Source organism: Duncaniella sp. B8 (assembly GCF_005304985.1).
GTDB lineage: Bacteria > Bacteroidota > Bacteroidia > Bacteroidales > Muribaculaceae > Duncaniella > Duncaniella muris.
Window position 1 is genome coordinate 2070144 of sequence record NZ_CP040121.1, and the last position, 13427, is coordinate 2083570.

8 protein-coding genes are annotated in these 13427 nt (G+C 55.7%); all 8 read left to right on the plus strand.

Going from position 1 to position 13427, the window contains the following annotated elements; all coding sequences use genetic code 11:
- Positions 1-3 precede the first annotated feature (3 nt).
- The 8 genes from FDZ78_RS08835 to FDZ78_RS08870 all read left to right on the plus strand — a co-directional run bounded on the left by FDZ78_RS08835 (position 4) and on the right by FDZ78_RS08870 (position 13423).
- The gene (locus tag FDZ78_RS08835; RefSeq protein ID WP_136408430.1) at positions 4-1308 is read left to right on the plus strand and encodes a glycan-binding surface protein; all 1305 of its coding nucleotides are present in this window, start codon (positions 4-6) and stop codon (positions 1306-1308) included.
- A gap of 27 nt (positions 1309-1335) precedes the next feature.
- Complete coding sequence (locus tag FDZ78_RS08840; protein ID WP_136408431.1) at positions 1336-3645, plus strand: hypothetical protein; 2310 nt, start codon at positions 1336-1338, stop codon at positions 3643-3645.
- A 77-nt stretch (positions 3646-3722) separates the two neighbouring features.
- Entirely contained in the window at positions 3723-5447 is a 1725-nt protein-coding gene (locus tag FDZ78_RS08845) for a glycosyl hydrolase (RefSeq protein ID WP_136408432.1), read from the plus strand.
- Positions 5448-5659: 212 nt separating this feature from the next.
- Positions 5660-8098 carry a GH36-type glycosyl hydrolase domain-containing protein gene (locus FDZ78_RS08850; RefSeq protein ID WP_136408433.1) on the plus strand — a complete coding sequence of 813 codons (2439 nt, stop codon included), beginning with the start codon at positions 5660-5662 and terminating at the stop codon, positions 8096-8098.
- A 43-nt stretch (positions 8099-8141) separates the two neighbouring features.
- Positions 8142-9239 carry a glycoside hydrolase family 26 protein gene (locus FDZ78_RS08855; protein ID WP_123398646.1) on the plus strand — a complete coding sequence of 366 codons (1098 nt, stop codon included), beginning with the start codon at positions 8142-8144 and terminating at the stop codon, positions 9237-9239.
- 84 nt (positions 9240-9323) lie between these two features.
- Positions 9324-10493, plus strand: a complete 1170-nt coding sequence (locus tag FDZ78_RS08860; protein WP_123611119.1) for a glycosidase — start codon at positions 9324-9326, stop codon at positions 10491-10493.
- Positions 10494-10527: 34 nt separating this feature from the next.
- Positions 10528-12111, plus strand: coding sequence for an MFS transporter (locus FDZ78_RS08865; protein ID WP_370291848.1), 1584 nt, complete (start codon positions 10528-10530; stop codon positions 12109-12111).
- 79 nt (positions 12112-12190) lie between these two features.
- Positions 12191-13423, plus strand: a complete 1233-nt coding sequence (locus tag FDZ78_RS08870; protein ID WP_136408434.1) for an AGE family epimerase/isomerase — start codon at positions 12191-12193, stop codon at positions 13421-13423.
- The last annotated feature ends 4 nt before the right edge of the window (positions 13424-13427 follow it).

The window sequence follows — 13427 nt, forward strand, 5'->3', positions numbered from 1 at the left end:
GACATGAAATTAAATAAATATTTATCTTCGATAATCCTGCTGTCTGGAGTCTTGGGCTTCGCCCTCACTTCATGCGAGGATCAGCCTGATAAATTTGAAGCTACGGGTGGAACACCGGTTGTCAAATATGTCCGTATGGCTTCAGTGGAATCGGCTGACTCTCTTATCGAAGCAGCATACATGGAGAGCGTCATCTGTCTTGTCGGTGACAATCTTCGCAGCATCAATGAAATTTATTTCAATGACCAGAAAGCGGTCCTGAACACGAGCTATCTGACAGACCATACCTTTATTGTCGCTATCCCCGGCGGTATTCCTGAGGAAGTGACAAATAAGATCTATATGGTCAACAAGGCCGGAAAGACCACTGAATATGACTTCAAAGTCCTTGTTCCGAAACCGGTAATTACTTCCGTCTCAAATGAGTGGGCAAAACCCGGAGAGGAAATCACAATCTATGGCGACTTCTTCATTGACGATCCTAACGTGCCGTTGTACGCCACTTTCCCCGGCAATGTCAAGGCTGAGGAGGTTTCGAATATTACCAAAAACTCTTTCAACGTCATCGTTCCTGATAATGCTGACCTTGAAGGTTCTATTTCAGTAACATCAATCTATGGAACAGGACAGAGTTCTTTGCACTATCGTGACACTCGTGGCATGCTCTTCGACTGGGACGGTGTCAATGGTCTCGAAATAGGCAACGGTTGGCGTTCGGGCGCAGATGTCCTGCAGACTGGTGCTGTAGATGGAATAGAACCTCTTGACGGCAACTATATCCTTTTCAATAAGGAATCAATGACCAACGCAGATTGGCCTGATGAGGATGCTGTATCGTTCAACTACTGGCCTAATGTGACTGACGGACATCCGGAACTGAGCACAATGCTCGGCGACGATTTTGATCCGACAAACTGGCAGGACTATACTCTTAAGTTTGAAGTCTGCATTCCTTCTTCTAAACCCTGGACCGGTGTCGCTCTGAACTGTATCTTTACTTCTTATGCCGAGGTCAACATGGAGGATAATCCGACCAACTCTTATATCGGCAGTGATGACAACTCGAGAGCTCTCTGGAGCCCCTGGAGCACAACAGGATCTTATGACACCGGTGGCCGTTGGACCACAGTGTCTATCCCGCTCTCAAACTTTGTCTTCACCCGTTATGCGGATACCCCTAAAGTTCCGTTGAGCGCAGAATCATTCTCCGGTCTTACATTTATTGTATATGCCGGCTCGCAGACTTCGGAGCTGACAAGTCAGATCTATATCGCCATTGATAACATCCGCCTTGTTCCGAATAATTAATTCGCTGACTTTAATACACGAATAACAATGAACTTCAAATATAAATTCTCAGCATTGCTAATGGCTGGTGCATTGATGCTGTCAGGTGTCACATTTACATCTTGTGACGATGACAATGACCTCAACACCAACCAATATGTGGGAGGCGTATCTCTTAATGTATTCGGCCCGTGTCCCGTAGCACGTGGAGGCGAACTGCGCTTCCTCGGTTCAGGATTGAAGCAGATTCAGGCAGTCCTGATTCCTGGATCCGGTGAAATAACAGATATAAAGATCATTTCGGACAACGAAATCCGAATTATCGTGCCACAGGATGCAGAACCTGGACTGGTGACTCTTAAGCATGCCAAAGGTTCCATCACTACCAAAACTCCAATCTCTTTCACTGAACCGATATCTATCGAAAGCATCTCTCCGCTTGAAGCAAGGCCGGGTGATGAGATCACCATTGCAGGAGATTACCTCAATCTTATCCACGAAGTGATATTCAGCAAGGATGTTGCCGTAAGTGAAGATGATTTCCTTGCCCAGTCACGTTCCGAAATCAAACTCGTCGTTCCCGCCGAAGCCCAGTCAGGCAAGATCATCCTCAGCGATGCAGCTGAAGAAATGCCTAACTGGATCTACTCTGACGAAGAATTGACAGTTGTCCTCCCGGCCGTTGAAAAAGTCCTTGACCTCACCGACGTCAAGCCCGGCAACACCGTAACCGTAACCGGTACAGACCTCAGCCTCGCAACCCGCATCGTGATGCCTAACGGCGACGACGTTGAGTTCTCCGTCAACGACGAAGGCACCGAACTCACATTCGTCCTCCCCGCCAACGTCTCTGACGGTACCATCCGCATGATCCCCGCATCTGGCGTAGAGGTAGCCGTAGCCACAATCGGTGTCGCAGTGCCTGAGGACGTAGTGGCAGAACCCGCCGCAGACATCTGGGCCGGCGACGTCATCAAACTCAAAGGTCTCAACATGGAGCTGATCACCGACGTGCTCTTCCCCAACGTTGAAGATGCCGTAGCCCCCGAAACACAGTCGGCCACAGAGATCACCCTCGTTGTTCCCGCAGGCGCCCGGTCGGGCAACCTCGTGCTCAACACAGCCTCCGGAGCCACCGTTGAAGTTGAGGTCTCCACCCTCAAGCCTGAGGCCGTAGGCTTCGACCCCGTTCCCGCAGCCCTCGCCGGCACCCTCACCGTCAAGGGACGCAACCTCCAGAACGTAGCCTCGATCACCTTCGCCTCAGCAGCCACTGTAGAAGTGAAGAACCCCACCGCCACTGAATTCTCAGTAATAGTACCCGCCACCCTCGCGGCCGGAGCCAATGACGTGACCCTCACCCTCACCAACGGCGAGACCGTTGAAGTCGGCAGCATAGAACTCTCAGCCCCTGAATGCGCCTATGCGACAGCCCTCCCCGGCGAAGACGTTGAAATCCGCGCAGGCGAGACATTCGTCGTAACCATCGCCAATGCCGACAAACTCACCGGCGTGCAGGTCAACGGCCAGAACGTGCAATACATCCTCAACGGCACATCCCTCATCATCCAGGTGCCCGGATCAGCCGGCAAGAACTCTAACTTTACCCTCCTGTCGTCAAACGGCTCGATCTCATATGACATCGCAGTCATCCCCGCAACTCACGTAGGCATGACAATCTGGTCAGGCATGTGGGAAAACACGGGCTGGGGCGGCAATCAGGATCTCGCCTGGGACGGCTATGACTGGAGCCAGGTGCCCGAAGGCGCAATCCTGACCCTCTACATGACTCCCACCGTAGCCGAAGGCGAATGGTGGTGCGTATCGCTCCGTCACGGCGATGGCTGGGGCAGTCTGCCCGACCCGATCCCCGGCCAGTATGAAAATCCTGAAAACGGAGTCCTCTCAGTAGTCCTTACCAAGGAAGTCCTTGCTGACATCGTTGCCAACGGCGGTCTTATCATCACCGGATCTCAGTTTGTTCTCAACAAGGTAGACATCGAATGGGAAATCTCACTCGAAACCACAATCTGGTCCGGCTCATGGGACTGCGGCGCATGGGGCGGCAACCAGGACCTCGCCTGGGACAACTATGACTGGTCTGCAGTCAAACCCGGTCAGATCCTCCGCTTCTACATGACCCCGACCGTAGCGCCCGGCGAATGGTGGTGCGTCTCAGTCCGTCACGGACAGGGCTGGGGTAACCTCCCGGACGATGTCTACAGCCAGATCGACCAGCCCGAAAACAATCTCCTTGAAGTCACTATGACCCAGGCGATCATTGACGACTTTGTGGCCAACGGCGGTCTCGTCCTCTCAGGTCAGGGCTATATCCTCAACAAAGTAACCATCGAATAATCAACTCCGACTGACAGATCCCCGCCTGCGGGCACCGGCGGTGTCCGCAGGCGGGAATTCCAAAATCAGATACTGAAATGAATAAACTTAAATATTACTTCATCGCTGCGCTCGTCGGAATGTCGCTCTCAGCCTGTAACGACGATGACAACAGCTACAACATGCTTGACGGCCTCGGAATGGTCAACCGCTCGGTGTCGATAGCCGACGGTGTCACAGTCCGCGCCAACACGCTTGACCGGATCACCCTTGACTACAACAACCTTGTAGGAATCAACCTCGACAAGCCTGTCACCCTCAACGGCCAGACCCTCGCACCGGTGGTCAATCCTGAAAACCGAATGCAGGTGATCATCCCCGTGGCCCTGCAGTCATACACAGACTACACCCTCGTGATCCCCGATGGAGCCTTCCACCGCAGCGACGACCCCAAAGTAATGGCCGAAGGAATGACCATCACCTTCAACACCAACACCGGTGTCAACGTCGCAAACCTCGCGCAGTCGCTCATCAACCCCAACGCAACCCCCGAAGCCAAAAAAGTCTACCAGTTACTCCTTGACAACTATGGCAACAAACAGCTCTCAGGAGCTATGGGTGAAGTAGCATGGGGCACTGCCTTCTGCGACCTCATCAAGAACAACTCAGGCAAATTCCCCGCAATCGTCGGCTTCGACTACATCCACCTCGCATCATCGCCCTCCAACTGGATCGACTACGGCGACATCACCCCCGTGCAGACCGTCTGGGATGCCGGCAGTATCCCCGCAGTCTGCTGGCACTGGAACGTCCCGATGGAAGTCTGGGTCGGCCAGTCTGAAATCGGCAACTGGGGCGCGCTTCGACTCGACAAAGCCGAAGTGCCTGACGCTATGACATTCTGGCAGAACGCCGGCGACGGCACCTATATAGTGGTCAAGTTCAAGGACGCAGCCGCCGATGCTCAGGGCTCTCTCAAAGACAGTGACTGGGGCGGACTTATGTCATCGACTGAATACTTCGACCTCACCCCCGATCAGATCGCAGCCGGAGAATACCGCGTGCGCCTCAACAGCGAAGCAGCCGAAAAAGTGCGCAATGGCGGACTCATTGTCTCAGGACAGAACTACACCGTCACCGGAGTCTACTTCGAACTCACCTGCCGCGACACCAAAGAAGTCAAAGGCTTCGACGCCTCCAAAGTCCTCACACCCGGCACCCGCGAAAACACAGTAGCCACCGCCGACGTGGCCAAACTCGCAGGCTATCTCAAACTCCTCCAGGATGCCAACATCCCCGTGCTCTTCCGTCCCTTCCACGAAGCCGCTGGAGCATACCAGTGGACATGGTTCTGGTGGGGCAACTCAGGAGTAGAGGTGACCAAAGAACTCTGGATCTGGCTCCATGACACTCTCACCAATGACTATGGCCTCAACAACCTCATCTGGGTATGGACCGCCAACTATAATTATGGCATGGACCTCGCTGACATCGAGACACTCCAGTCGGAATATCCCGGCGACGCCTATGTCGACATAGTCGGCACTGACATCTACAAAGAAGCAATGTCAGACCAGTCAGCCATCTTCAACCTGATCCAGGAAGCCGTCAACGGCAGTAAGATCATCGCGCTTACCGAAACAGGTAATCTTCTCGACCCCGATTCACAGTTTGAAAACAGCGCCCTCTGGAGCTTCTTCATGGGATGGTATGAGCAGGATGCCAACGGCCCCGGTTTCCTCACATGGAACCTCAACGGCGAGTGGAACACCGTGCTCAACAATCCCCTCGTTCTCAACCAGGGCGATTTTAGCCTGAAATAATCCTCTCGGACTTAATCATAGGAAGAGGGTATCAAAAATGGTACTATACGGCAACATTCCGATACCCTCTTCCTCTTTTTATCCATTTCCCGCGAAACCTTTTTTAGTTACCTTTGCAAGTCTTCAGACTGCATACGTGGTTCTGACAAATTGAACCGCTATTATATCGTTTGATCCTGAAGAGCTGCTTAACTAACTAACCATATAAAGAAATGAAATACGGCTATTTCGACGACATTAACCGCGAATATGTGATCACCGAGCCCAAGACCCCCTGGCCCTGGATAAACTACCTCGGAAACAAAGACTTTTTCTCTCTCATCTCAAACACCGCAGGCGGATATTCCTTCTACAAGGACGCTAAATTCCGTCGTATCACACGTTACCGCTACAACGGTGTCCCGATGGATGCCGGCGGTCGATATTTCTACATCAAAGACGGTGACACCGTCTGGAATCCCGGTTGGAAACCGACCAAAACTCCGCTCGACGCCTACGAGTGTCGCCACGGCATGAACTACACTGTCATCAAAGGCGAGAAAAACGGTCTCGAAGCAAAAGCCCTCTTCTTCGTGCCCCTCGAAACACATGCCGAAATCACAAGGCTCACCCTTACCAACAAAACCGACAGCCCCAAGAGCTTCAAACTCTTTTCATTCATAGAATGGTGTCTGTGGAACGCAGCCACCGACATGGAGAACTTCCAGCGAAACTTCTCCACAGGTGAAGTCGAGATCGACGGCTCCACCATCTATCACAAAACCGAATATAAGGAACGCCGCAACCACTACGCGTTCTACAGCGTCAACACCCCCGTCAACGGCTTCGACACCGACCGCGAGACCTTCATCGGACTTTACAACGGCTTCGACGAGCCTGACGCAGTCATCGAAGGCCGCCCGCGCAACTCCGTGGCCCACGGATGGTCGCCCATAGCATCCCACTATCTTGAAATAACCCTCGCCCCCGGAGAGTCGCGCGACCTCATCTTCATGCTCGGCTACATCGAAAATCCCCAGGACGAGAAATGGGAATCAAAAGGAATCATCAACAAAGCTCCCGCCCGCACCATGATGGCCCGCTTCGACACGACCGAAAAAGTCGACAAAGCCTTCGCCGAACTCCGCACATACTGGGACGAACTTCTCGGCCGCTTCTCAGTCCGTTCGGGCGACGAGCGCCTCGACCGCATGGTCAACATCTGGAACCAATACCAGTGCATGATCACCTTCTGCTTCTCCCGCTCCGCATCATTCTTCGAAAGCGGCATAGGCCGAGGCATGGGCTTCCGCGACTCCAATCAGGACCTCGTGGGCTTCGTCCACCAGATCCCCGCACGTGCCCGAGAGCGCATCATCGACATCGCATCAACCCAGTTCCCCGACGGCGGCTGCTACCACCAGTACCAGCCACTGACCAAGCGCGGCAACAACGACATCGGCGGCGGATTCAACGACGACCCCATGTGGCTCATCTTCGGAACCGTGGCCTACATCAAGGAAACCGGCGACCTTTCCATCCTCTCCGAACCGGTCCCATTCGACAATCAGCCAGGATCAGAAGTCTCGCTGATGGATCACCTTAGAGTATCCTTTGATCACGTCATCAACAACCTCGGCCCCCACGGACTCCCGCTCATCGGCCGCGCCGACTGGAACGACTGTCTCAACCTCAACTGCTTCTCCAATGACCCCAACGAGTCATTCCAGACAACTGAAAACCGATCCGAAGGCTCAAAAGCCGAATCGCTCATGATCGCAGGCCAGTTTGTCATCTACGGCCGCGACTACGAAGAACTCTGCCGCCGCATGGGCCTCGACGCCGAAGCAGACCGCGCACGCACCCATGTCGACGCGATGGTCGAAGCCGTCAAAGCCCACGGATGGGACGGCGAATGGTTCCTCCGCGCCTATGACTACTTCGGACGCAAGGTCGGATCTCATGAAAACAAAGAAGGCAAAATCTTCATCGAATCGCAGGGATGGTGCACAATGGCCGGAATCGGACTTGAGGAAGGCATGCTCGAACAGTCGCTCGACTCAGTGAAGAAATATCTCGACTGCGAACACGGCATCGTGCTCAACAACCCCGCCTTCACCGAATACGTCATGGACTACGGCGAAATCTCCACCTATCCCGCAGGCTACAAGGAAAACGCCGGAATCTTCGCCCACAACAACCCCTGGGTCATCATCGGCGAGACCGTCCTCGGCCGCGGCGACCGCGCCTGGGAATACTATCAGAAAATCTGTCCCGCCTATCTCGAAGACAAGAGCGACCTCCACAAGGTGGAACCCTACGTCTACTGCCAGATGACAGCCGGCAAAGACGCCGCCCGCCCCGGAGAAGCCAAAAACTCATGGCTCACAGGCACAGCCGCCTGGAACTGGTATGCCATCACTCAGTTCATCCTCGGCATACGTCCCGGCTATGACGGACTCGTCGTCGATCCCTGCATCCCCGCCTCCTGGGACGGCTATGAAGTCAGCCGCCGCTTCCGTGGCGCAGGCTATCGCATCTCCGTCACCAACCCCGCCCACGTCAGCCGCGGAGTGAAACAGGTCATAGTCAACGGCACCCCCGTCCGGGGCAACGTGATACCGCTCTGCCCCGAAGGCTCCGACAACAGCGTCCAAGTCATCCTCGGCTGAAACATCACGCCCCCGCTCCCCACAGACAATAGAAACTATCTTTATGAAACACTATCTTCTGCCCCTCGCCGCCGCCTGTCTCCTCACAGCCTGCGGCTCCGGCAAAACAAACTCCGAACAGATGCCCGCTGATTCGCTCACGCCCGTCCAGACGCTCGCAGCCCGCCTCGACTCCGCATCCGCCTCCGGACGCTTCTTCTTCGGCCACCACGACGACACAGCCTACGGCCACCGCTGGGCCTATGCCGCCGACTCCTCCGATGTCAGAAACGTCACCGGCCAGTATCCCGGACTCATGAGCTGGGATCTCGGACTCATCGAACTCGACTCTGCCCGCAACCTCGACGGCGTGCCCTTCGCCTTCATGGCCGAGCAGATCGCAGCACAGCACCGCCGCGGAGGCATCAACGCCATCAGCTGGCACCCCGTCAACCCCTCCTCGCGCGGCAACTCCTGGGATGTCTCCACCGCCCCCCTGCGCCAGTTAGCCTCTGACAAGGCTCTCGCCGACACCCTCGACACCTGGATCAGCCGTGCGGCCCGCTTCATAGCCTCCCTCAAAGACGCCGACGGCAACCCCATTCCGGTAATCTTCCGCCCCTGGCACGAAAACTCCGGCTCATGGTTCTGGTGGGGCAAAGACAGTGCAACTCCTGAGGAATACATCGATTTGTGGAAACGCACCCGCCGGGGCTTCGATGCCGCGGGAGTTGACAACGTTCTCTGGGCCTACTCTCCTGACAAAGACCTCACCCGCGAGGAATACTTCGCCACATATCCCGGCGATGACTACGTCGACATCCTCGGCACCGACATCTACCACTTCGACGGCGAAAAAGGTGTGGAGCAGTACACCGGACGCATCCGCTCGCAGCTCCCCTTCGTGGTCGACGAAGCCCGCAAGCGCGGCAAGATCGCAGCCTTTACCGAAACCGGACTTGAAGGCCTTGAGATAGCCGACTGGTACACCCAAGTGCTTCTTCCGGCCATCGACAGCATCCCCGTGGCCTACGTCTGCGTCTGGCGCAACGCCATCGAGACCGAGAAACCCAACCATTTCTACGTCCCCTACACAGGCCATCCCGCCGAAGCAGACTTCCGGAAATTCCACTCCACACCCCGACCGATATTCGTTGACTGACCCCGGACGCCACTCTCTCCCAGTCCACAGCTCAGTCATACATATAACAAAAACAAAAAACAGTCTCTAAAAGCCTCTAAACAGATGGATCTTTTCAATTATCGTAAAAATCTTGTCCTTGCCCGCTACGAGGAACTCGTCACCCGTCCCAACACCCCGATTCAGGGCAACGGCGTCTACGAGCGCTATGCCAACCCGGTCATCACAGCCGAAATGGTGCCCCCGACATGGAAATACGACTTCAACCCCGCCACCAACCCCTACTTCATGGAGCGCATCGGCTGCAACGCCACTCTCAACTCAGGCGCCATAAAGTGGAACGGCAAATACATCCTCATGGTCCGTGTCGAAGGCAACGACCGCAAATCATTCTTCGCAGTGGCCGAAAGCCCCAACGGCATCGACAACTTCCGCTTCTGGCCTCACCCCGTCACCATGCCTGACACAGAAGATCCTGCCACCAACGTCTATGACATGCGCCTTACCCACCATGAAGACGGCTGGGTCTACGGCCTCTTCTGCGTAGAGCGTCATGATGACTCATGCCCCGGCGATCTCTCGGCAGCCACAGCAGCCTGCGGCATCGCCCGCACCCACGACCTCATCAACTGGGAACGCCTCCCGGATCTGAAATGCAAGTCGCAGCAGCGCAACGTAGTGCTCCACCCTGAATTTGTCAACGGCAAATACGCCCTCTACACCCGCCCGCAGGACGGCTTCATCGACACCGGTAGCGGCGGCGGCATCGGCTGGGCGCTCATCGACGACATCACCAATGCCGAAGTAACCGAAGAGACCATCATTGACCGCCGTTACTACCACACCATCAAGGAAACCAAAAACGGCGAAGGCCCGCACCCCATCAAGACCTCCAAAGGCTGGCTCCATCTTGCCCACGGCGTGCGCGGCTGCGCCTCAGGCCTGCGTTATGTCCTCTACCTCTACATGACCTCGCTTGAAGAGCCCTGGAAGAAAATCGCATCGCCCGGCGGCTACTTCATGGCTCCGGTGGGCGGCGAATATATCGGCGACGTGATGAACGTCCTCTTCACCAACGGCTGGATCGCCGACGAAGACGGCAAAGTATTCATCTACTACGCATCGTCTGACACCCGCATGCACGTTGCCACATCGACCATCGACCGCCTTGTGGACTACTGCCTCAACACCCCTGAAGACGGACTTTCCACCTCGGAATCGGTCCGCACTCTCAACCGCCTGATCGACAGCAATCTTGAGATCCTCGGCGAATAAAACCCACCTGCGAATTGGCCCGATTGACTGACGATTGGGCCAATTCGCATTAAAAGCATTAAAAGGTTGGTTCTTTAACAAGCTCCAAGAAACACAAACTCCAGAAGTCAGCCCCCGCCGGGCCGACGCGAAACCTCTCCACCCCCCACATTTACGTCTTCTTACCTCAAATTCTGATATGGCTCCTTTAAAAGAAAAAATAGGCTACGGCTTCGGTGACATGGCCTCGTCCATGTTCTGGAAAGTCTTCAGCTACTACCTCCCGTTTTTCTATGCCAACGTATTCGGCATAAGTCTTGTAGACACCGGTGTGCTCCTGCTTGTCACCCGCATCTGGGACGCCGTCTCTGACCCCATGATGGGCATCGTCGCCGACCGCACCAAGACCCGCTGGGGCAAATACCGCCCCTACCTGCTGTGGGTGGCCGCCCCCTTCTCAATCTGCGGCATACTCCTGTTCACCACCCCTGACTGGGGCTATGCAGCCAAACTCGTATGGGCCTACGTCACCTACATCCTCATGATGACCGTCTACACCGGCATCAACGTCCCCTATGGAGCCATGCTCGGAGTCATGACCGACGACTCGCAGGAAAAGACCGTCTTCTCATCCTTCCGCATGTTCTTCGCCTACGGAGGCTCCTTCATAGCCCTCTTCGCCTGGGATCCCCTCTGCAAGTTCTTCTCCACCTCGATGGGCATGTCGCTCCAGAGCAGCTGGCAGTTTGCCATGATAGTGATAGCAGCCTGCTGCTTTGTCCTCTTCCTCCTGTGCTTCAACTTCACCCGCGAGCAGCTCACCACCGTCAGCTCGGCCTCACTCGGCAAAGACCTCAAGGCGCTGCTGACCAACAAACCCTGGTGGCTTCTCAACGGAGCCTCGCTCTGCTTCAACCTCTTCAACACCGTGCGCGGTGCCACTGTGGCATTCTTCTTCGCCGACATCATCGGAGGCGAACAGCACATAGCCATCTTCTCACTCTCGCTTCTCTTCTACTCCGGCCTCTTCCTCGGAGTCGGCGAGGTTGCCAACATGGTAGGAGTGGCTCTCGCAGTGCCCGTCACCAACAGATTCGGCAAGAAACCCACCTTCATTCTGGTCGACGCCCTGCTCATCATCTTCAGCGTGATCTTCTTCACCCTCTCGCCTGAGTCAAACGGCGGTCTGCTGATGATGCTCCTGCTCCAGATAGTCATCTCGGTGCTCACAGGCGTGATGGCGCCGCTCGTATGGTCAATGTATGCCGATATCAGCGACTACTCCGAACTGAAAACCCGCTCGGCCTCTACCGGCCTCATCTTCTCCTCGGCCTCTATGGCCCAGAAATTCGGCGGAGCCATCGGCGGCGCGGCAGTCATGTGGCTTCTCAGCGGCTGCGGCTACATCGAACGCACCGATGCCAACCAGGGAATGAGCATAGTCCAGCCCGCAAGCGCCATAGAATGTCTCTGGATGCTCATGACCTTCATCCCTGCCGGAGTTGCCCTCCTCTCCATGCTCATAGTCTGGCTCTATCCGCTCGGCACCAAAGAGATGAAAGATATCGTGGCCCGGCTCAAACTCCAGCGTGAGCAACCTGTTGATGACGATCCCGACCGCTTCGTCGAACCAGTCTGAAACGGCCTATTCTAAGAGGTTATTTTTTTACAACCTCTAAACATCCTCTTATAAAGAACCCCGTATCAACTCTTCAGAAATGAATCAGGAAACTCTAAAAGTCTTCCGTCAGGAACTGCTTGACAACCTGACCTGCAACATACTCCCTTACTGGCTCGACCGGATGACCGATCCGCGCGGAGGCTTCTATGGCCGCCGCGACGGCTCTGACAATCTCGATGCCGACGCTCCCAAGGGCGCCATACTCAATGCCCGCATCCTCTGGTCATTCTCCGCAGCCGCTCTCGCCACCGGAAACCCCGATTATCTCGCGGCGGCCACCCGTGCGCGCAACTACATTGCAGACCGCTTCATTGACCGCGAATTCGGCGGCGCTTTCTGGAGTCTCAACGCCGACGGATCGCCCCTCGACACCAAAAAGCAGTTCTACGCCATCGCCTTCATCATCTACGGTCTCGCGGAATACTATCGCGCCTGCGGTGATGAAGAGTCGCTGCGCCTCGCTACAGAGCTTTTCGACGCCATCGAGACCCATTCGCGCGACCGCGTGAAAAACGGCTATATCGAGGCCACCACCCATGACTGGCAGCCGATAGCCGACATGCGCCTGAGCGACCATGACGCCAACGCCTCCAAGACCATGAACACCCATCTCCACATCCTTGAAGGCTACACCAACCTGCTCCGCGCGCTGAAAGAAAAATGTCCGGCATCGTTGGAGACACGTGTGGCCGATGTAGAGGAAGCCACCGTCAATCTGCTTCAGATCTTCCTTGACCGCATCGAAAATCCCGTCAGCCACCATCTGACTCTCTTCTTTGACGATGACTGGAACATCCAGCCCGGAGCCGAGAGCTACGGACATGACATCGAAGCCTCATGGCTGCTGCTTGAGACAGCCCACGTCATCGGTGACCCGCAGTTGACCGCCAAGACCCTCGACCACACGGCCCATATAGCCCAGGCTGCCCTTCAGGGCCGCTGCGTGGACGGGTCAATGGTCTACGAGCGCCATCCCGCCGGAAACTATGACAACGACAAGCACTGGTGGGTGCAGGCTGAAAACGTCATCGGGCAGCTCTGGCTCGCGCAGTTCCACGGACAGCCCGTGCAGCTCGACCGCGCCCTGCAGTCATGGCGCTACATAGCCGACAATCTTGTGGACCCCGCCGGCGAGTGGCACTGGTCGCGCCGGGCCGACGGTTCAGTCAACACCGCCGATGACAAGGCCGGATTCTGGAAATGTCCCTACCACAATTCACGCATGTGCATCGAAGCCGTCAGATCTCTTGACAGCTTCATAGAGGGATAAGACC